Source organism: Thalassospira sp. (assembly GCF_040218635.1).
Taxonomy (GTDB): domain Bacteria; phylum Pseudomonadota; class Alphaproteobacteria; order Rhodospirillales; family Thalassospiraceae; genus Thalassospira.
Genome location: NZ_JAVJRB010000005.1, coordinates 536,035 through 556,264 on the forward strand (window position 1 = coordinate 536,035; position 20,230 = coordinate 556,264).

Genomic DNA, 20,230 nt, shown 5'->3' on the forward strand with positions numbered 1-20,230 from the left:
TTCTTGGCGTATTTTGTCACGCTTTTAAGTCGAACAATTGCTTAATGCCTTCCTAGATCGTAGTGCGTGCGCAATGTCCGGTCGTCGCGCTTTACCAATTTAAGAACATCATCAGTCTGCAAAAGGGTATTTAGCTCCCGCAGGACAAGCGCGTGCGAAAGACCCAGTAGGCGGGCAAATGTGCGGCTGTCATGGGCGATGTCTTGCTGTGCCGCGATCAGGATGCTTGCCTGTATGGGTGTCAGGTCCGGTTGGATAGCAATAAGCTGCCCTACCAGATCAAGAAATGCATCGGGCCCCTGTTGTGGATCAACTTTGTCAGACGTCACGCGGCTGTGCCTGTGTGAAATGACACCATGACAGATTTTGATGTTGGTGTGTCGCTTTGATCCCCGGCACTGCCAAGCGGAACCAGCACGTTGAGTTCCGGGTAATAGCCCGCAACACTGCCACGCGGGATGTCATAGCACACGAACCGGAAATCGGCTGCAATGCGCTCGATTCCATCGTGATATTCACCAACAACATTCACCCGATCCCCGGACTTCGCGCCAAGGGCAGCAAGATCGTCCGGGTGAATGAAAATGACATTTCGTTCGCCGTAAACGCCGCGATAGCGATCATCAAGGCCATAGACCGTTGTGTTGTACTGATCGTGCGAACGGAATGTCTGTAGCGCGAAGCTGGTTTGTGCCACGCGGGCCTTTTGATGCACGGTTTGGGATGGCAGGGCCCCGGCAAAGAAATTGGCCTTGCCGGTTGGGGTATTCCATTCCCGATGAGATGCCGTGTTGCGCAGATGGAACCCGCGCGGTGTGCGAAGGCGGGTGTTGTAATCCGCAAAGCCGGGCACAGTTGCCTCGATATGGCTGCGGATGCGTTCATAATCATCGGCAAGGGCGGCCCATGAGACCGTTTGGGTGCCAACAGTTGCCTCGGCAATGCCTGCGATGATGCCGACTTCGGATAATAGATGTGGCGATGCCGGGCGATTGATCCCGGCGGATCCGTGAACCATGCTCATGGAATCTTCGACACTGACGACCTGTGATTGACCGGCTGAGTTCAGATCAATTTCAGTCCGGCCAAGGCATGGCAGGATAAAGCTGACCTCGCCTGGCATCAGGTGCGAATGATTGGGTTTGGTTGCGATATTTACTGTCAGTTTCAGGTTCTTAAGCGCCTTGGCAACAAGTGTACTGTCAGGCGTTGCGCGGGCAAAATTGCCACCAAGGCCAATGAATGCCTTGGCACTGCCATCAAGCATCGCGCCAATGGCCCCCAGAACGTTGTGGCCGTGTTTGCGCGGTGCAGTGAATCCAAACTCTTGTTCCAACGCATCAAGGAAGGCATCCGATGGTTGTTCATTAATGCCAACCGTGCGGTCGCCCTGAACGTTGGAATGTCCGCGCACCGGGCACAATCCGGCACCGGGTTTGCCGATATTGCCGCGCAGGAACATGAAATTGGAAATTTCGCGGATGGTCGCCACAGAATGCAGATGCTGGGTAATGCCCATTGCCCATGTGCAAATCACACGTTCGGCCGATATGTAAACCTGTGCGGCCTGTTCGATGTCCTGGCGCGACAGTCCTGATTGATCTTCAATCTCAGCCCAGCTTGTTGCATCGACAGCGGCGCGATAATCGGCAAAATCCGCGCAATGTTCCGCCAAGAAATCATGATCAAGCACGGAGGGGGAGTTCGATGCAATGGCGGCATCTTCGGCGGCAAAGACTGCTTTGCTCATACCGCGCACCGCGGCCATGTCACCGCCCAGCAGGGGCTGAAAATAATGGCTGGCAATATCGGTTGATCCGCCGTGCAGCATTTCAAGCTTGGCTTGCGGGTCTGAAAACTTTTCCAGACCGCGTTCACGAACCGGATTGAAGACGACAATATTTGCCCCGCGAAGGGATGCCCGGCGAAGGTCGCCCAGCATGCGCGGATGATTGGTGCCGGGGTTCTGTCCAAGCACGAAAATGGCGTCGGCCTTTTCGAAATCTTCGAGCAAGACCGTACCTTTGCCAACGCCAATTGCCTGACGCAGGCCGACGCCACTGGCCTCGTGGCACATGTTCGAACAATCGGGGAAATTGTTGGTGCCATAAAGGCGCACGAACAACTGATAGAGATAAGCTGCTTCGTTGCTGGCCCGGCCGGATGTGTAAAATTCGGCCTGATCGGGAGAATCCAGGCTTTTAAGAATATCGCCGATTTCGGCAAAGGCATCTTCCCACGCAACAGGTAGATATTTGTCACTGTGCGCGTCATAGCGCATCGGGTGGGTCAGACGACCGTTGCGTTCGAGCTCGTAATCGGAAAGTTTGCTTAATTCAGAAACGGTATGCTTTTCGAAAAAGGCCGGTGTGGCACGTTTTTCCGTTGCTTCCCACGAAACGGCCTTCACACCGTTTTCGCAAAATTCAAAGGATGATCCATGCGCGGGATCGCCCCATGCACACCCGGGGCAATCAAACCCATTGGGTTGATTTGCCTTAAGCATCGCGCGTGCGCCGGACAACGGGTTGCCACTTTGCAAAAGCTGCTTGCCGCAACTTTTCAATGCGCCCCATCCGCCAGCCGCCGATGATTTTTTACCAATAAAGCTTTCGTTCATGGGGCATCTATTTGCGATATCGCAAATTAGGTCAAGTATGCATACCTAATCGGGTGATAGAAGAAATTTATCAAACGCAGCGATCACGATTTGAAATACGCATAGAAACAGTAAGGGCCGAAACCACCAATATGGTTCCGGCCCTGATAAGGATGTTTGCAGTATTGTGCTGGTTTACGCGCCACGGATTGCCTTGATATTATTGGCATATTCGGACGGGCCGCCTTTGAAGGTTGCGGAACCGGCAACCAGAACATTTGCACCAGCTTCGATCACCTGCGGGGCGATTTCGGGGTTCACACCACCATCGACTTCAAGATCGATATCGCGGCCGGTTGCATCGATCATTTTGCGGATGCGTTTGATCTTTTCCAACTGGCTTGGAATAAACTTCTGACCACCAAAGCCCGGGTTCACGGTCATGACGAGAACCAGATCAACCATGTCCATGACATATTCAATGACACTTTCCGGCGTCGACGGGTTCAGCGACACACCGGCCTTTTTGCCAAGCGACTTGATCAGCTGCAAGGAACGATGCAGATGCGGGCCAGCTTCGGCATGGATGGTGATGATGTCAGAACCGGCATTGGCGAATGCTTCGATATACGGATCGACCGGTGCGATCATGAGATGCACATCAAACACCTTGTCGCTGTGCGGGCGAAGCGCCTTTACCACGTCCGGGCCAATGGTGATGTTTGGCACGAAATGGCCATCCATCACATCAATGTGGATATAGTCGGCACCTGCTGCGTCAACAGCACGGACATCAACGCCCAGCTGCGCGAAATCGGCCGAAAGGATCGAAGGTGCGATTTTAATGTTCGAGGTGGTCATGCTCATCGGTCCTGAAACACTGCGGGATATGGGAAATTTGCAGCTTTATTAACGCAAATTGGCTGCCCTGTCACCCGAATGGGATGTCATGGCAGCCTTGTGTGCATGGACATCAGCTAGGCTGACTCAAAATCAGGACTTTTTGACAAGTCTTGCGCAGAAAAAGCCGTCCATACCGCCAAACTCGGCCATATGAATTGGCAAAACGCGCAATTCGCCGAGGTCATTGATGGCTTCATCCCAACCGCCAAGTTCATCTGCGGTGATAGCTTTGCGTTCAAAATTCGGATGATCGGCCAGGAACGATTTGATCTGATGTTCGCCTTCTTCGGGTTGCAGCGAACAGGTGCAATAGATCAGCTCACCGCCAACATTCAGAAGTTTGTCAGCCTGATTAAGCAGCTTGGTCTGGATCGGCAAAAGCGACCGCATCAATTTGTCGCTTTGACGCAGCAAAATATCGGGGTGACGGCGAATGGTGCCGGTTGCCGAACAAGGTGCATCCAGAAGTACCGCATCGGCACGCGGGGTGTCGGGGGCCAGATCGGTGGCATCGCCGGTAACAACCGCCGCACCGAGTTCAACCCGTTCAAGATTTTCATAAACGCGTTTCAGGCGACCTTCGGACTTATCCACTGCAATCGCACTTGCGCCAAGGGATGCCAATTGCATGGTCTTACCACCCGGGGCCGCACACAGATCATAGATGGTTTTGTCTTTATAGGCAGAAAACAGGGTGGCCGGAATGGCCGCAGCCGCATCCTGAACCCACCAGTGGCCGTCTTTATAGCCCGGCAGATCCCGGATACGACGACCGCTTTCAAGGCGGACCGATCCGGTTGGCAGAACAAGACCATCCATCTTTTCAGCCCAGTCGGCAGACTGGGTGCGATCCTTGATCGACAGATCAAGCATGGCGTGGCCAAGGCTTGATTCGGCAATTTCCTGTGCAATCTCGGCGCCATAGGCCTTTTTCCACGATCCGCGCAGCCATGCCGGGATGTTCAGCTGCCAGTCTTCAACCCCTTCGGGCCATTCAAACCCGTCGCGCTGCAAGCTGCGCAGGACCGCATTCACCAGTTTCACATATTTATGAAGACCAGCATCGCGGGTTAGATTGACCGTGCTGTCGACCGCCCCGTAATCGGATGTGTCCATAAAGAACAATTGTGCGACGCCCAGACGCATGATGTTAGTCAGACGTGCAGCAACCCGGTCTTGTGGCGGTTGATAGCGCGGGGCCAGAACCGCATCAATTTCGCCCAGATGCCGCAAAGTGGTGCCCAGCAAATGACGCAAGAAATTGCGATCAAGCGATGGCAGGCCAAATCCGTGCTTTGACAGAAGTTCGTCCAGCGTGACTTCGCCGCCCCGCAATTCCTGCAACGTTTTCAGTGCAAGCATGCGTGGATCGGGTGCCTCGACCGCCTGATGGCGGGATGCATTGCGCTGTGGCGGACGGGAACGACGTTCTGTCAAAGGTATATCTCCGGTTTCGTGTTATGTGGTGTAGTTAAGCGCCGCGTGCCAAAGTGTAAAGTATCAAGCGTCGGTTTGTGCAGCATGGCTGCGTTGTTCTGTGTTGTGTTTAACATCTGATGGACAAACCGTTGCGGTGAAAAACCTTGCGATGAAAACCCGGCACGGCTAATCCAGACAGACGATTTTGACCGGGCAGGGACAAGGACGACCCAAACGATGACTTTCGCCGGACTCGCGACCTTTTCCAGCATTTTTCTGATTGGCTCTATGTTGCTGACATGGTGGGTGCTGAACTATCTGCGGCGCAAGGCGATCCTTGATATGCCAAACCACCGTTCCAGTCATGCCGTGCCAACCCCGCGTGGCGGGGGTCTTGGTGTGACACCGCTTTTGATCATTCTGGTCGCGGTGGTCTTTATCCATACCGGGGTAAGCACGATCAGCCATTGGTTGATGCTGGCAGCTGCCGCCGGGCTTGGCCTGTTAAGCTGGCTTGATGATCGTCATGATCTTTCGGCGGCCGTGCGATTTGCCCTTCAATTCATTGCCGTGATCATTGGGGTCTTTGCCCTGGATAAACCGGTTCTGGGCGGCATGGTGCCGGTTTGGCTTGATCATGTTTTGGTGGTGTTTGCCTGGGTGTGGTTCATTAATCTGTTTAATTTCATGGATGGGATTGACGGCATTTCTGGGGTTGAAGCCGGATCAATCGGGCTGGGTGTTTTCATTCTTGCCCTGCTTGTTCCGCTGCCGGAGTTCATCGGAACCGGCTATATCGGGCTTGGCATAACTGCGATCATGATCGGGTTTCTGATCTGGAACTGGCATCCGGCCAAGCTGTTTCTCGGCGATGTCGGATCAATCCCGCTTGGCTTTATTCTAGGTTGGGTGTTGTTGGATATTACATCAAAGGGGGCATGGGCGATCGCCCTGATCCTGCCATCCTATTATCTGTTTGATGCAACCTTTACATTGATCAAACGCGCCCTTCGCCGCGAAAAAATCTGGCAGGCCCACCGCGAACATTTTTATCAGCAGGCCACCCAACGCGGCCTATCACATGCCAAAGTTTCGGTGATGATCGGGGTAAGTAACCTTATTCTGATCGGGGTGTGCTTTGCGCAAAATGACACACCTGATTGGTTGCGTGTGATTGCCGCTCTGTTTGTTGTTCTGGGCCTTGTCGGGATGATGGTTCGCATGCCGGTTAAGGGCGCGCCAAAGGTCTAAGCCGTGCTTGGGGTGCGTGGATTGCTTGACTTGTTTTTAGGTGGGCGCGAAAAGAAAGCCTTATCCGTCTTTGCAGAAGCGGGTATATCCTTTTAAAAACAGAAAACTGCCGGTAAGGGACCGCATGTCGCGTATTTTACAGCGAAGCTATATCGCCTTTGCCCATGATATTTTCATGGCAGCAATTTCCTTCCCACTCGCACTTTATCTGCGGGTTGGCGATGGCGTGCGCTTTTATGCGATGGAAAACATTCTGTTTTCGTCGGGCATCTTTACCCTGATTGCCGCGGTTTCATTCTGGTATTTTGGTCTTTATCGCGGCATTTGGCGCTATGCGTCGCTAAATGACTTAACCCGTATTGCCAAGGCCGTTTCTGTTGCGGTTGCCGTTCTGTTTGTTGTGCTGTTTTTGACAACCCGCCTTGACTGGATGCCGCGTTCGGCACCGATTATTCAATGGTTCCTGTTGATGGCATTGTTGGGCGGATCGCGCCTGACATACCGGATTGCCAAAGATAAATCGACCGCACGCGCACTTGTGCGTCAGGGGACGACACGTCTCAGTGTGTTGTTGATCGGGGCCGGGGATGAAGCAGAAGCCTTCATCCGCGAAACCGAACGTTCAGCCGATACCCCATTTAAAGTCGTCGGGATTGTGTCGCTGACCGATGGGCGGGTTGGCCGTAATATGCACGGCGTGGATGTTCTTGCCACGGTCGATAAGCTTGAAGAGGTTATCAAGAAACTCGAAATGAGCCGACATGGCCTTCCGCGTCGACTGGTTCTGACCGGTGATGCCCTGCGCCATGAAGACAATGCCAAATGGGTCGAGATTGCTGATCGCTATGGCATGACACTGGCCCGGTTGCCGAAACTGGGCGATCTGCGCGAAGGCCTTGCCGATCCGCTACAAATTCGCCCGGTGGCGATTGAAGATTTGCTGGGGCGCCCACAGGCGCGGCTTGATCGCGACCGCGTGCGTGAAATGATTGGCGGCAAGCGCGTTTTGATCACCGGGGCAGGTGGCTCCATCGGGTCAGAACTGGTGCGCCAGATTGCATCATATGGTCCGGCCAGTGTGACATTGGTCGATGCCGGGGAATATAATCTCTATGCCATCGATATGGAGATGGCGGAAAAATATCCTGAATTGCCGCGCGAAAGCATTTTGGGTGATGTCCGTGATCGCACCCGTATCGCAAAGGTCTTTGAAGAAATCTCGCCGGAGATCGTTTTCCACGCTGCGGCTTATAAGCATGTGCCACTGGTCGAACATAACCCCAATGAAGGCATCCTGACCAACACGTTGGGCACTCGAAATGTTGCCGAGGCCTGCCGTGCAGCCGGTGTCGCCACCATGGTTTTGATTTCGACGGATAAGGCGGTAAATCCGGCCAATGTCATGGGTGCATCGAAACGTCTGGCGGAATGTTATTGTCAGGCACTTGAAACCTTGCCGGCCGACCAGCGCGGGGCAACGCGGTTTGTCACGGTTCGGTTTGGCAATGTGTTGGGATCGACCGGGTCGGTCGTGCCATTGTTTAAGCGCCAGCTTGAATCCGGTGGGCCGCTGACCGTTACCCATGAAGGCATCACCCGTTATTTCATGACCATTGCCGAGGCAGTGGAACTTGTTTTGCAATCGGCTGAACTTGGTCGTCATGGTGTGACCGATGGCGGGAAAATCTTTGTTCTTGATATGGGCCGGCCGGTTAGAATTATTGATCTCGCCCGTCAAATGATCTTGCTTTCCGGATTGCAGCCGGGCAAGGATGTCGAGATTAAAGTCACCGGATTGCGTCCGGGAGAGAAGCTTTATGAAGAGCTGTTTCATGATTCTGAACCGCCCGCGCCAACCGATACCGATGGCGTGATGCTCGCGGCCCCGCGTGTGGTTGATTACGCTTTGATCCAACAGGTGTTTGATGCCCTTGAAGACAGTGCAACCAGCCGGAATACCTACAAAACGCTGGAATTGATCAGCCAGTTGGTGCCGGAATTCCAGCCACCCGAAATCGGTGTGAAGTCGATTTTTGCCAAAGATAGTAAAGCGACATCAGATGATGCGACGCCTGCTGCTTTGGACGCCGCAGCCGGTCGTTCGGCTTAATCCGCGCACGATCAACATCGACCAACGCCATTCCACACCATCCAAAACATTACCCAGCATGACGACGACGTTCATTCTTTGATGGAATGAACTCGTGCGGATTTGTCGTTTGTCATTGCCGTTTTAGGGCAATATCTTGCGATCAGAATGACGAATAGGAATGATCTTGTTTACGCGGTCGTTCAAAAACCCAACCTGACCCCGTCTATTGGAGGCCCCATGTCGGCAGACGCCTTTATCCATGCGGATGAAATCCGTTCAATGTTTTCCAGCGCGATGTCGGACATGTACCGCGCAGAGGTGCCGCAATATGGCACCCTGATGGAACTGGTATCGGGCATAAACGGGCAGAAGCTTGCCGATGATGCCACTTTGCATGACGGGTTGGTCCGCAATGACGAGTTGGATCGCATTGATCTGGAACGCCACGGCGCGATCCGTTTGGGCAAACCGGAAGAACTGTTCACGATGCGCCGTCTGTTTGCGGTCATGGGCATGCATCCGGTCGGGTATTATGATCTTTCGGTCGCCGGTGTGCCGGTACATTCAACGGCCTTTCGCCCGATTGATGATGCTGCCCTGCGCCGCAATCCGTTTCGTGTCTTTACCTCGCTCTTGCGGCTGGAGCTGATCGAAGATGAAGACCTTCGGACCAAGGCCGAACAGATTTTGGCAAAGCGCGATATATTTACCGCCGATGCCATCAAGCTGATCTATCTGGCAGAAAAGAATGGCGGCCTTACACGCGTTCAGGCCGAACAGTTTGTGACCGAGGCACTTGAAACATTCCGTTGGCACAGTGACGCAACAGTATCGCTGGAAACCTATCAAACACTTTGCGAGGCGCATCGTTTGATTGCCGATGTGGTCTGTTTCAAAGGACCGCATATCAATCATTTAACGCCGCGCACGCTAGATATTGATGCGGTTCAGCGTGCAATGCCTGAACGTGGCATTGCGCCCAAGGCAATTATCGAAGGTCCACCTGCGCGTAACTGTCCGATCTTGCTGCGTCAAACCAGTTTCAAGGCACTTGAAGAACAGGTTTATTTCGTTGGAGACAACCCCAAAGGTACGGCTGGCACCCACACCGCCCGTTTTGGCGAGATTGAGCAACGCGGGATCGCCTTAACCGCCGAAGGGCGCAAGCTTTATGACACGCTTTTGTCCGCGACCCGCCAGGCGGTGCAGATCAATGCCGGTGGATCGAACGCGCGTGATTATGAAACCGAATTGTCTGAACGCTTTGCGGCATTTCCCGATGACTATGAAACCCTTCGCGTCGAAAAACTGGCATTTTTCCACTATAGCGTGACCGAAGCCGGGTTAAAGGCGGCAAACGCTGAAAACGTTGGTACTTCGGTGAATGATCTGATTGATCGGGGATATCTGCACGCGGATCCGATCATTTACGAAGACTTCCTGCCGGTCAGTGCTGCGGGGATTTTCCAGTCAAATCTTGGCGGTGACGCGCAGAAAAACTATCAGGAACATTCAAATCAGGGCGTGTTTGAACAGTGCTTGGGGGTAACAGTGCGTGATGAGCTGACCCTGTATGCCGACCGTGAAACCGCATCCCTGAAACAGGCACTTGATGTTTTGGGGATCAAGAAAAACGTTGCCTGATCTGATAGTTGGCATCGTCTGGACGGGGCAGTCTTTGGTGCAATCCAATGGCGGCCCCGTTTTCGGTGCGGGTTCAGAGCCTGGATGGCCAGATTGCTAAAACCCGCCATGCAAGAATTCGGGGTCCACTTTTTGCGCTGCACATGGTAAAGCTCCGCGCGAAACAACCATGGTTCGGACTCATTGATCATGTGTCGGCCCGGATTGGAGTGCCATTCTTTAGGGGGGCATTCTGATCCCGTTAAAGGCCGGTCTTGCCCGCAACACTATCACTTGCACATGCACGAGCAGCCATGCGCAATCTGTATTTGTGGGCCGATATATCATCAATGGGTCCGCAACCTTCATCACATTGATGCATGAAAGCGAACCCAATGACTGCTCGTATTGCGCGCGCGCTTATTTCCGTTTCCGACAAGACCGGCTTGGTCGAATTTGCCAAATCCCTTCACGAACAGGGTGTTGAAATCCTGTCAACCGGTGGCTCCGCCAAGGCGATTGAAGCTGCTGGTATCCCGGTCAAGGAAGTTGCCGATCACACCGGTTTCCCTGAAATCATGGATGGCCGGGTTAAAACGCTTCATCCGAAAATTCACGGGGGTCTTTTGGGCCGTCGTCCTCTTTCAAGCCATATGCAGGCAATGAAAGATAACGACATTTCCCCGATCGATCTGGTTGCGGTGAACCTTTATCCGTTCGAAGAAACCGTTGCCAAGGGTGCCGATTTTGACACCTGCATCGAAAATATCGACATTGGCGGGCCAAGCATGATCCGCTCTGCGGCGAAGAACCATGAATCGGTTACGGTTGTTGTAGATCCAGGCGACTATGACCGCGTCGTTGCCGAGATGAAAGACAATGCCGGTGCCACCACGGTTGATACCCGCCGCGTTCTGGCCGCCAAGGCATTTGCCCGTACCGGTGCATATGACTCGGCCATTTCAAGTTGGTTTGCCGGTGAACTGGGTGAAACTTTCCCGCAGCGTCTGAATGTTTCAGCTGAACTGAAACAGACCCTTCGTTATGGCGAAAACCCGCACCAGCAGGCCGCGTTCTACACCAACGGTAAAAACCGTCCGGGTGTCTCAACCGCGATCCAGCTTCAGGGTAAGGAACTTTCGTTCAATAATCTGAATGACACCGATGCCGCGTTTGAACTGGTGTCCGAATTTGATGAAAAACCGGCTGTTGCCATCATCAAGCACGCCAATCCGTGTGGCGTTGCCGAAGGTGCGACCTTGATCGAAGCCTATCACAAGGCCTTGTCTTGTGATCCGGTTTCGGCATTTGGCGGCATCATTGCGGTCAACCGGATTCTTGATAAGCAAACGGCCGAAGAAATCGCCAAACTGTTTGCTGAAGTCGTGATTTGCCCGGATGCAGATGATGAGGCCCGCGAAGTTCTGGCAGCCAAGAAAAACCTGCGTGTTCTGATCACGGGTGGCATGGCCGATCCGGAAGGCGAAGACATGACGCTTCGTTCGCTTGCGGGAGGGTATCTTCTGCAGAACCGCGATGCGGGCCGTGTAAAACGCGAAGAGCTTAAAGTTGTGACCAAGCGCACGCCGACGGATAGTGAGCTTGACGACCTTTTGTTTGCCTTCCGCGTTGGTAAGCACGTCAAATCGAATGCCATTGTCTATGTCAAAGACGGTAAAACCGTTGGTGTTGGCGCCGGACAAATGAGCCGCGTAGACAGCTCGCGCATTGCGGCATGGAAAGCAGAAGAAGCTGGCAAAAATGCCGGTGAAGGTGAACTTCGGACCAAGGGTTCGGTTGTTTCATCTGATGCGTTCTTCCCGTTTGCCGATGGTCTTCTGGCTGCGGTTCAGGCCGGTGCAACGGCTGTTATCCAGCCGGGTGGTTCGATGCGTGATGCAGAAGTCATCGCTGCGGCTGACGAACATGACATTGCCATGGTCTTTACCGGCATGCGTCATTTCCGCCACTAAGTTTTGGCACGATAAAATGCAAAACCCCGGGGCATGTCCCCGGGGTTTTTGTGTGTCTTGGTCGATAAAGCACCGTCCAGGCTGACCTTAGACAGCAGGTTGTGTGCCCTTTTCGGCCTGTTTTTTGGCGGTTTCATCATCGTTGCTATGTTCAATGATGGCACCATCCTGCTCGATCGCGGCAGGGGTGGTAACGTTTGCCTTTTGAGTGTCCTCGCGTGGCTTGGGTGCGTCATTCTGATGCACACGCAATGGCGCGCGCCATTCAACGCTGCCAAACGAATGACAAGACGGACAGGAAACCACCCAGCGATCTGTTTCCGTACCACAAGCCCCACACCGCCAATCCGGGTCCGTATTGGCGTGACTGGCCTTGATCAGAAGATCACGTGCCTTCGCACCATCCTGATTTTCACGCAATTCCAGATCGGCCAGTAGACGGTAATGGCGGGCTTCGGCCTTGGTCGCCATGGCCTTTTCAATGTTGTGTCGCGCAATGCCCCAAAGGTCAGCTTCAAGGGCAGCTTCGGCAAGAACAATCTGGCTTTCGATATGATCGGGGTTGGTTGCCACCAGTTTTTCAACGGATTTAACCTTGGTCAGTGGATCACCGGTAAGTGTTTCACGGTAAATCGCACCAAGGGCAGCAGACGGTGCAACGCGCCAGCTTTGCATCACAGCTTCACGCGCCTTGCCATCCTGTTTCAGATCGCGATAAAGACCGGCCAACAAGACTGCCGCACCGGTAAAGTCACCGGCTGCGTTAAGCGCCTTACGCAGAAGTTTGATTGCTTCGGCATTTTCACCCGATGCAATGGCATCTTCTGCCTTGGCGGTAATCAACAGTGCGCGTCGACGGGTAAGTTCCTGTTCGCCAAACACCGATGCCTTTTGCGCATCGACCAAAAGGCTCAGCGCACGGTCCCAGCGTTTGGACGTGAGCAATAAATCAAACAGGGTGACGATCACTGCCGGATTACGCGGGCGCAACCGGTGGGCACGTTCGGCGTAATCAAGGGCAGCGGCCCGGTCATCGGATTTCAGGGCCAGTTGCAGCAATCCGCGCAGACCAAAGAACGCCGAGTCGGGTTTTTCAAGCATCGCTTCAAACTGGCGCTTCGCAGCTTCATTGTCGCCGTCAAGTTCCGCTGCCTGTGCGGTCAAAAGACGGGTCAGGGTGTCATCTTCAAGATAACGATCCACCGCACGGGTATGTTTCAACGCCTGCCGGACATCACCAGATGCCAGTTCGAGCAATCCCATGGTCAGGGCCTGTTGGCCTTTCTTGCGACGGCGGCTGCCCAGAAGGCGACCGACCCAGCCCGGTGAATTGGCAATCATTGTCCAGCCGCGCCATACCAGAACCAGAACGGCGGTCAGGGCAAGCAGACCAAGGGCAACCATGCCGATGGAGCCATCAAAACGATAGCCAAGCCAGACAATCGTCATGTTGCCCGGGTTATTGGCAAACCAGACCGTGCAGAAAACCAAGGCAGTGGTAATGAGGACAAAGGTCAGAAGACGGATCATTGGCTGCCCTCCGTCCCGGTCAGAAGACCGATGGCATGGGCGCTGAGGCTGGCAATCGCGGCGTTAAGGGTTTGGCGGTTTTCTGCCTCGCTAAGCCATTCACTGACCGCAGCATATGCATGTTCGCCTTCGACCCCTTGAAGGGCTGCGACAGCAGCATCAAGGTCATCTTGGGCAAGGGCGTTTTCAGCAAGAACCAGCCGGCCTTCAAGCGATTCTTCACCTGCGGCATCGACGCGACGGACCGGAACCAGCTTTTTGATATTGGCCCAAGTGGCTTCAAGGACACTGCCCGAATGATCATCGGTCGCGGCCTGAACGGCTTGCTGAGCCATAACCGGGAAGGATTGACGCAGCTTTTCGATGGTCGGTGCCCCTTGATCGGCAAGCGGCTTAAGGGTCGCAATTTGTTCGGCAATCATGGCGTCATCACCGGCACTGCGTTCAAGCTGGTTCAGGGCAATGACGAAAGGTCCGCCGCGCTGTAAGGCATCGCGCAGGATGGTGACGGCCATGGCAATTGCCTGACCACGGCTTTCCACCCGCAGGCCGGCAGTCGCGCGGACTTCTTCTTCCATTGTCGACAGGCGTGCGGAAAGTTCGCGCATTTCATTGGCGACACCGGCAAGTTCGCTTTCAACGCGGGCCAGTTCTTCGATCGGGGTGGATCGGGTTTCGATCTCGGCCATGCGGCGCGCAACTGTGTTGCTTAGGGTATCGCCACGTTCATTGCTCAGACGTTCGCGCAGGGCATCAATCGTGCCTTCCAGTCGCGACAGGCGTTCGGTCAAGGCCGGATCAATGACAACCGATCCATCGGGGATCGCATCAGCATTGGCCATGTCGGACGGGTTATCAGATAGGCTTGGCAGCAAATCCTCGGACTGGAGTTCGCCGTCATCCTTTTCGGTCATCGCCGCGTCTTCATTGGGGGCGGGAGGGGTGTTTGTGCTGTCGTCTGACGCCGGGGTTGATGTGCTCGGTTCATTGGTGAGTGCAATGTCATTGTTTTGATCATCCGCGGTGCCAAATCCTTCTGGCGTGATTTCTGCCAGGATTTGATCGGGGACATACTGGGTCAAAATCGGTTCGGCATCGCGCCACCAGAACGCGCGGGTCAACCAGCCCGCTGCAAGGGCACCAACGATAATGATCACAAACAGCAGAAGTGCCTTACCACCACCTTTGGATTTTGCGGTTTCCTTGGTGGCAGCGCTGGTGTTCTTCGCACTGTCATCGGTTTTTGAACTGCCGCCCGGTTTGATCGGGGCGTGAGTGGTTGCCGGTTTTGGGCCCGCGCTGTCAGCCGGTTTGGCTTTGTCTGCGCTGGTTGTGTCCGATTTTGCCGCTTGTGAGGCATCCGCCTTTTTGGGATCCGGACTCGCATTGCCTTTGCTATCAACGGAAATGGTTTCGGACGACTTTTCGCTATCGGCCGATTTTGCGGGAGCAGTTGGTTTCGGCGTTTCTGGTTTTTTCACGATCGGACCATTGCAGTTTGCGGTTATGCCCAAAACGGCTTTAGGCGCAGGAAGCCATTACGAAAGGGACTGATCTAACAAAGAAAGAAGGTATTCTTGTGTTGGTTGTGATGCAACGTGCGTTCTATGCCATGTAAGGTCGGATATCCGCGATTGCACCGCCGGGCTTAAGCAAATTGCACTTATCCCGGCCAAATCCCCTTCAAGCTTATAGCTGTGCACCAGCTTAACAAAGGTTTCCGCAGTGCGGGGAGAGAAAAATAAAACTGTATCAACATCATGCCTGATTAAAGCATCCAAAGCATCTTGTGGCAGTTCGGTGCTGGCATGGGCTTCATAGACCGTTTGTCGATCAATTTGATAGCCATCCTCAAGCAGAATTTGACCAAGATCACCGGCTGTTTTGCGCGCTGCGGGATGAAAAAGGGGGCCCGTGGCCGGATCAATATTTCCCCGAATGAGCGTGGCGAGATCATGAATGTCGCCATTGGCTGAATATATCTGCGCAAAGCCAAGTTCACGACACATGCGAGCCGTAGCATCGCCAACGCACAAAGCAGGCAGACTGCGATTATCAGATAGCCGGACAAAGGCCCGAACCCCGTTGGCGGATGTAAAAATCAGGCCCTGATAGGGGGTGGTATCAAGCGGCATTTCCGGTTCAGGGAACGCGATGTGCAACATAGGTGCGGACACATGACGGTAGCCACGCGTTTCCAGCGCAGCAATAAGCTCAGCAGAATCAGTGTCGGGCCGAGTATTTAAAACCAATGGTCCCATCTACGTTCCCGTCAGTTTTTGATCAGGCCGAAATAAAGTCTGGCCCGCCACGCTGTTTCAGCTCTTCACCGGCATCGGTGCCAGCAGCCATTGCAGTTTGAATATCCGGATTGGCAATTCTGCGTTCGGTATCAAGCCGTTCACTGCCATCCGGGCGCACGATCGAGACACGCAGACGCAAACTGCCGTCATCCTGGAATTCGGCCAAGGCCGCAATCGGAGTTCGACATGATCCATCCAATGCACGAAGGGCGGCACGTTCAGCTGCGACACGAATGGCCGAGGTTTCACAATGCAGGGCCGCAATCCAGTTTTTGGTTCGGGTATCTTCTTGGCGAACGGTGATGCCAATCGCCCCTTGGGCAACGGCAGGTAACATATCGTCTTCGGCAATTGGTGCGGTGGCGATTTCGGGCTGACCCAAGCGGTTCAGTCCGGCCATCGCCAGCAATGTCGCATCAACCTGTTCTTCGCCAAGTTTGCGCAGGCGTGTCTGAACATTCCCGCGGAAGGTGATGACTTTAAGATCCGGGTATTTGTTCAGGATCATGGCCTGACGGCGAAGGGATGCGGATCCGATGACAGATCCCGCAGGCATTTCGGCGAAGCTTTTATATTTCAATGAAATAAACGCGTCACGGACATCTTCGCGCGGCAGAATGGTTGGCAAGATCATGCCATCTGGCAGGACCGTCGGAACATCCTTCATACTGTGCACGGCCAGGTCGATTTCCCCGCCCATCAGGGCATCGTCGATTTCCTTGGTGAACAGTCCTTTGCCGCCGATCTCAGACAGGGCGCGATCAAGGATCTTGTCGCCGGTCGTTGTGATCACGGTAATGGCAATTGCGCCATCTTGCGCAAGTTCGGGATGGGCGGCTGCCAGTTTGTCACGGACCTCATGCGCTTGGGCCAAAGCCAAGGGCGAACCACGGGTGCCAATGCGAAGTTTTGCTGTATCTGTCATGGGTGGAGTCTTAGTCTTAAAACTGTTTGAAAACAAGGTCTGGCGGAGCGGTTCGGGGCCGAAAATTTCGCCTCAATCGCATCATGATTTTAGTCAGACCTCGGCATATTTCATTGATCTATGTTGATGGACTGCTGGGGAGTTGCGGCTTTGTTATCGCCGAAACCCTGCGTGAAACGCGATAACTGCATATGGCAAATGCGCCGGTCGGGGGTGGAAAGCAGGTAAAGTTTCCGCTACATCTGCGCAACGCGTATATTGGATTCCGATTGCCGGACTTTATGGCAGACCCTGACCGGATCAAAAGCATGATCGTACTTGGTATCGAAACAAGCTGTGATGAAACCGCCGCTGCTGTCGTAAATGACAAGCGCGAGATATTGGCAAACCGTGTTTTGTCCCAGCTTGATGACCATCGCCCTTATGGCGGGGTTGTCCCCGAAATTGCCGCCCGTGCGCATCTTGAACATCTTGATCGTCTGGTGGCTGAAGCCATGGATGATGCCGGTCTTGAATTTTCTGATCTTGATGCGGTTGCCTGTACCGGGGGGCCGGGCCTGATTGGCGGGGTGATGGTCGGAACCATGACGGCAAAGGCGATTGCCTTTGCGGCCCAAAAGCCATTCCTTGCGGTAAACCATCTTGAAGGTCACGCCCTTACCGTGCGTTTGACCGACGATGTGCCATTCCCGTACTTGCTGTTGCTGGTGTCTGGCGGCCATTGTCAGGTTCTGATTGTCGAAGGTGTTGGCAAATACAAACGTATTGGCACCACCATCGATGACGCCGTTGGCGAGGCATTTGATAAAACCGCCAAGATGATGGGGCTGGGTTATCCCGGTGGCCCGGCACTGGAACAGATTGCAACCACAGGCAATCCGAACCGGTTCGGCCTGCCGCGCCCTTTGCGTGGCCGCGCAGGCTGTGATTTTTCGTTTTCGGGGCTTAAAACGGCGGTCCGAACCTATATGGACGGCTTCCCGATTGACCAGCAGACCGAAGAAGTCAAAGCCGACCTTGCCGCATCTTTTCAGCGTGCGGTGGGCGATACCCTGATTGATCGGACGCGGAACGCAGTGTTTGAGTTCATGCGCGATTATCCGACCGGTAAGTCACTGGTTCTGGCGGGTGGGGTTGCGGCCAACAAATATCTGCGTGGGCGTTTAACAGAACTGACTGATCAGGCAGGGATGCAGCTGGTAGCACCACCCCTTGATCTTTGTACCGATAATGCTGCGATGATTGCCTGGGCTGGACTGGAACGGTTCCGTCTTGGTGAACGCGATGATCTTGATTTCAAACCACGTCCGCGCTGGCCGCTTGATCCCGAGGCCCCTAAACGTCCGGGTGCGGGCGTTAAGGCATAAGGTACTGACGACCCCTTGGTCGTGTTGCTGAAAAGATAAAGAACGACTTCACATTTTGCCGGAACACAAGACATGAAAAAGCGCATTACAGTTGTTGGTGGCGGTGCCTGGGGAACGGCTTTGGCTGTGCAGGCGGTGCGTGCCGGTGAAGATGTCGAACTGATTTTGCGCAACCCGGAATTGGCAGACCGGATCAATACCAAGGGCGAAAATGATCTGTACTTGCCCGGTGTTTCTTTGCCCGGTGCCTTGCGTGCGACAACCACTTATGACGGATTGCGTGATTCTGATGCGGTTTTGTTGGTGACCCCGGCACAGCATCTTCGTGAAACCCTGACCAAGCTTGCGGCCCATTGGGTCGATGGCCTGCCTGCGGTGATTTGCTGTAAGGGCATTGAAAAACAAACCGGTGCCTTGATGGCGCAGGTCGTAACAGAAACCCTTGGCAATGTTCCGGTTGCCGTCCTTTCTGGTCCGACCTTTGCGCAGGAAGTTGCCGTTGGCTTGCCAGCCGCCATCACCCTTGCCTGTGAAGATCGGGTCTTGGGCAAGCGTCTGGTTGAACTGATCGGGACACCTGAATTCCGCCCTTATTTCAGCACCGATGTTGCCGGTGTTGAAGTTGCCAGTGCGATCAAAAACGTTCTGGCGATTGCAAGTGGTGTGGTTGCCGGGCTTGCACTTGGCGATAATGCCCGTGCTGCGCTGATTACCCGGGGTATTGCCGAAATGTCGCGTTTGGCGGGTGCCATGGGGGGGCGGGTTGAAACCATGATGGGACTGGCGGGGCTTGGGGATTTAACCCTGACCTGTACCGGGACTTTGTCGCGTAATTACACTTTCGGGGTCGCACTTGGCGAAGGCCGGAAATCCGAAGACATTCTTGGCGAACGCCGTTCGGTGACAGAAGGCGTTCATACCGCGGCCTCTATCACAGCTGTTGCTGAGAAATACGGCATTGAAATGCCGATTTGTTCGGCAGTCGATCAGGTGGCCAATCACGGTGCTGATTTGCGCAGTACGATCAATGCCTTGTTGCAGCGCCCGTTTCGCGATGAGCTTGAAGCAGCGGACTAATTTGAACGTCTGAATTGCACTCCCAATTGGTTCGGCTTGAGAATGCGACGACCTTCTGGCAGTTTATGGGCACTGATCTCATAAAAAAGCAGGAAGCAGTCCATGCATTTCTACATCCGTTGTGTTGATAAGCCCGGCCACCTTGACGTTCGCAAGGCCAATCGTGATGACCATATTGCCTATATCAAGGACGGTTTTGCTGATCGTATCGTTGCAGCAGGCCCGACCCTTGATCCAGATATGGAAGGCATGAACGGTTCGGTCTTTATTATCGATTTTGATAAGATCGAAGATGCCCGTGAATTTGCCGCGAATGATCCTTATGGCAAAGCCGGTCTTTTTGAATCTGTTGTAATCCGTCCGTTCAAGAAGGTTTTCTGATCCATGGCATATTGGCTGATCAAAACCGAACCGGGAAGCTGGTCGTGGGACGATCAGGTCAAGAAGGGTGTCGAGGGCTGGGATGGCGTGCGAAACCACCAGGCAGCCAAGAATTTGCGCACCATGCAAATTGGTGACAAAGCGTTCTTTTATCATTCGGTAAATGAAAAACGCATTGTTGGCATTGTCGAAGTGGTGCGCGAATTCTATCCCGATCCAACCGATGCCAAGGGCAAGTTTGTTCAGGTTGATTTTAAAACGGTCAAGCCGTTGAAATCGCCTGTGACCCTTGCCGAAATCAAAGCGGATCCGCGCTTTGCCGATCTTTCATTGCTCAAACAGTCGCGTTTATCCGTGATGCCGATTGATGATGCATCCTGGTCTGCCATCTGTGAAATGGGTGGTGTTGCACCATGAGTGATCTGCCAAAAGCAGGCACTGTTTTGTGCAAGCTTTCCGATCTTGATGCGACAGGCGCCAAGGGGCTTCATCTGGGAGATAAGGGCATTTTCGTTGTCCGCAGTGACCAAGGCGTCTTTGGATACGTGAACAGTTGCCCGCATGTCGGGGTTCCGCTTGATATGGAACCAGATGAATTCATCAGTGAATTTGGCGGTGAAATCATCTGTTCGACCCATGGTGCACGTTTTCGCATAGAAGACGGCGAATGCATATCTGGCCCCTGCATGGGGGATGTGCTTGAACCCGTTGCAGTCTACGTTCAGGACGAGATGGTTCTTCTCGCCTGATTCTCCTTTGTTGATCTTGGGGCAAATTCCAAATGCAC

Annotated in this window: 17 protein-coding genes; 9 read left to right on the forward strand and 8 right to left on the reverse strand. The window is 53.9% G+C overall.

Annotated elements, in window-relative coordinates:
- Positions 1 to 41: 41 nt before the first annotated feature.
- The 4 genes from RIC05_RS06035 to RIC05_RS06050 all read right to left on the reverse strand — a co-directional run bounded on the left by RIC05_RS06035 (position 42) and on the right by RIC05_RS06050 (position 4,939).
- On the reverse strand, positions 42 to 329 hold the full coding sequence (locus RIC05_RS06035; protein ID WP_350044924.1) for a hypothetical protein: 288 nt from the start codon (positions 327 to 329) through the stop codon (positions 42 to 44).
- On the reverse strand, positions 326 to 2,620 hold the full coding sequence (locus RIC05_RS06040; RefSeq protein ID WP_350044923.1) for an FdhF/YdeP family oxidoreductase: 2,295 nt from the start codon (positions 2,618 to 2,620) through the stop codon (positions 326 to 328). Before RIC05_RS06040 ends, RIC05_RS06035 begins: the two co-directional genes overlap by 4 nt.
- 174 nt (positions 2,621 to 2,794) lie before the next feature.
- On the reverse strand, positions 2,795 to 3,460 hold the full coding sequence (gene rpe / locus RIC05_RS06045) for a ribulose-phosphate 3-epimerase (protein ID WP_350043618.1): 666 nt from the start codon (positions 3,458 to 3,460) through the stop codon (positions 2,795 to 2,797).
- Between the two features lie 132 nt (positions 3,461 to 3,592).
- Complete coding sequence (locus RIC05_RS06050; RefSeq protein WP_350044922.1) at positions 3,593 to 4,939, reverse strand: RsmB/NOP family class I SAM-dependent RNA methyltransferase; 1,347 nt, start codon at positions 4,937 to 4,939, stop codon at positions 3,593 to 3,595.
- Positions 4,940 to 5,158: 219 nt separating this feature from the next.
- Between RIC05_RS06050 and RIC05_RS06055 the strand changes: the two genes are divergently transcribed.
- The 4 genes from RIC05_RS06055 to purH all read left to right on the forward strand — a co-directional run bounded on the left by RIC05_RS06055 (position 5,159) and on the right by purH (position 11,860).
- Positions 5,159 to 6,172: an MraY family glycosyltransferase gene (locus RIC05_RS06055; protein WP_350044921.1), complete on the forward strand. Its 1,014-nt coding sequence runs from the start codon at positions 5,159 to 5,161 to the stop codon at positions 6,170 to 6,172.
- A 124-nt stretch (positions 6,173 to 6,296) separates the two neighbouring features.
- Positions 6,297 to 8,282, forward strand: coding sequence for a polysaccharide biosynthesis protein (locus RIC05_RS06060; RefSeq protein ID WP_350044920.1), 1,986 nt, complete (start codon positions 6,297 to 6,299; stop codon positions 8,280 to 8,282).
- Between the two features lie 219 nt (positions 8,283 to 8,501).
- Positions 8,502 to 9,908 (forward strand): 2-oxoadipate dioxygenase/decarboxylase HglS, encoded by a 1,407-nt coding sequence (gene hglS, locus RIC05_RS06065; protein ID WP_350044919.1) that lies wholly within the window; start codon positions 8,502 to 8,504, stop codon positions 9,906 to 9,908.
- 374 nt (positions 9,909 to 10,282) lie between these two features.
- Entirely contained in the window at positions 10,283 to 11,860 is a 1,578-nt protein-coding gene (gene purH / locus RIC05_RS06070) for a bifunctional phosphoribosylaminoimidazolecarboxamide formyltransferase/IMP cyclohydrolase (protein ID WP_350044918.1), read from the forward strand.
- An 87-nt stretch (positions 11,861 to 11,947) separates the two neighbouring features.
- On the opposite strand, the gene RIC05_RS06075 is transcribed toward purH, so the two are convergent.
- From RIC05_RS06075 to hemC, 4 genes are read right to left on the reverse strand one after another with little or no spacing between them, the layout of a single operon-like run.
- Positions 11,948 to 13,390, reverse strand: coding sequence for a heme biosynthesis protein HemY (locus tag RIC05_RS06075; RefSeq protein ID WP_350044917.1), 1,443 nt, complete (start codon positions 13,388 to 13,390; stop codon positions 11,948 to 11,950).
- The gene (locus RIC05_RS06080; RefSeq protein WP_350044916.1) at positions 13,387 to 14,871 is read right to left on the reverse strand and encodes a uroporphyrinogen III synthase; all 1,485 of its coding nucleotides are present in this window, start codon (positions 14,869 to 14,871) and stop codon (positions 13,387 to 13,389) included. Before RIC05_RS06080 ends, RIC05_RS06075 begins: the two co-directional genes overlap by 4 nt.
- 57 nt (positions 14,872 to 14,928) lie before the next feature.
- Positions 14,929 to 15,651, reverse strand: a complete 723-nt coding sequence (locus tag RIC05_RS06085) for a uroporphyrinogen-III synthase (protein WP_350044915.1) — start codon at positions 15,649 to 15,651, stop codon at positions 14,929 to 14,931.
- A gap of 22 nt (positions 15,652 to 15,673) precedes the next feature.
- Positions 15,674 to 16,618 carry a hydroxymethylbilane synthase gene (hemC, locus tag RIC05_RS06090; RefSeq protein WP_350044914.1) on the reverse strand — a complete coding sequence of 315 codons (945 nt, stop codon included), beginning with the start codon at positions 16,616 to 16,618 and terminating at the stop codon, positions 15,674 to 15,676.
- A 308-nt stretch (positions 16,619 to 16,926) separates the two neighbouring features.
- Between hemC and tsaD the strand changes: the two genes are divergently transcribed.
- The 5 genes from tsaD to RIC05_RS06115 all read left to right on the forward strand — a co-directional run bounded on the left by tsaD (position 16,927) and on the right by RIC05_RS06115 (position 20,192).
- Entirely contained in the window at positions 16,927 to 17,985 is a 1,059-nt protein-coding gene (tsaD, locus tag RIC05_RS06095) for a tRNA (adenosine(37)-N6)-threonylcarbamoyltransferase complex transferase subunit TsaD (protein WP_350044913.1), read from the forward strand.
- Between the two features lie 72 nt (positions 17,986 to 18,057).
- Complete coding sequence (locus RIC05_RS06100) at positions 18,058 to 19,062, forward strand: NAD(P)H-dependent glycerol-3-phosphate dehydrogenase (protein ID WP_350044912.1); 1,005 nt, start codon at positions 18,058 to 18,060, stop codon at positions 19,060 to 19,062.
- Between the two features lie 102 nt (positions 19,063 to 19,164).
- Entirely contained in the window at positions 19,165 to 19,443 is a 279-nt protein-coding gene (locus RIC05_RS06105; RefSeq protein ID WP_350044911.1) for a YciI family protein, read from the forward strand.
- 3 nt (positions 19,444 to 19,446) lie between these two features.
- Complete coding sequence (locus RIC05_RS06110) at positions 19,447 to 19,860, forward strand: EVE domain-containing protein (protein WP_350044910.1); 414 nt, start codon at positions 19,447 to 19,449, stop codon at positions 19,858 to 19,860.
- Entirely contained in the window at positions 19,857 to 20,192 is a 336-nt protein-coding gene (locus tag RIC05_RS06115; protein WP_350044909.1) for a Rieske (2Fe-2S) protein, read from the forward strand. The genes RIC05_RS06110 and RIC05_RS06115 overlap by 4 nt, the downstream gene beginning before the upstream one ends.
- The last annotated feature ends 38 nt before the right edge of the window (positions 20,193 to 20,230 follow it).

Excerpts from the sequence above, each read along its gene's own strand:
- RIC05_RS06040 (WP_350044923.1), bottom strand. The coding sequence starts at position 2,620 with ATGAACGAAAGCTTTATTGGTAAAAAATCATCGGCGGCTGGCGGATGG.
- rpe (WP_350043618.1), bottom strand. The coding sequence starts at position 3,460 with ATGACCACCTCGAACATTAAAATCGCACCTTCGATCCTTTCGGCCGAT.
- RIC05_RS06055 (WP_350044921.1), top strand. The coding sequence starts at position 5,159 with ATGACTTTCGCCGGACTCGCGACCTTTTCCAGCATTTTTCTGATTGGC.
- RIC05_RS06060 (WP_350044920.1), top strand. The coding sequence starts at position 6,297 with ATGTCGCGTATTTTACAGCGAAGCTATATCGCCTTTGCCCATGATATT.
- hglS (WP_350044919.1), top strand. The coding sequence starts at position 8,502 with ATGTCGGCAGACGCCTTTATCCATGCGGATGAAATCCGTTCAATGTTT.
- purH (WP_350044918.1), top strand. The coding sequence starts at position 10,283 with ATGACTGCTCGTATTGCGCGCGCGCTTATTTCCGTTTCCGACAAGACC.
- RIC05_RS06075 (WP_350044917.1), bottom strand. The coding sequence starts at position 13,390 with ATGATCCGTCTTCTGACCTTTGTCCTCATTACCACTGCCTTGGTTTTC.
- RIC05_RS06085 (WP_350044915.1), bottom strand. The coding sequence starts at position 15,651 with ATGGGACCATTGGTTTTAAATACTCGGCCCGACACTGATTCTGCTGAG.
- hemC (WP_350044914.1), bottom strand. The coding sequence starts at position 16,618 with ATGACAGATACAGCAAAACTTCGCATTGGCACCCGTGGTTCGCCCTTG.
- tsaD (WP_350044913.1), top strand. The coding sequence starts at position 16,927 with ATGATCGTACTTGGTATCGAAACAAGCTGTGATGAAACCGCCGCTGCT.
- RIC05_RS06100 (WP_350044912.1), top strand. The coding sequence starts at position 18,058 with ATGAAAAAGCGCATTACAGTTGTTGGTGGCGGTGCCTGGGGAACGGCT.
- RIC05_RS06105 (WP_350044911.1), top strand. The coding sequence starts at position 19,165 with ATGCATTTCTACATCCGTTGTGTTGATAAGCCCGGCCACCTTGACGTT.
- RIC05_RS06110 (WP_350044910.1), top strand. The coding sequence starts at position 19,447 with ATGGCATATTGGCTGATCAAAACCGAACCGGGAAGCTGGTCGTGGGAC.
- RIC05_RS06115 (WP_350044909.1), top strand. The coding sequence starts at position 19,857 with ATGAGTGATCTGCCAAAAGCAGGCACTGTTTTGTGCAAGCTTTCCGAT.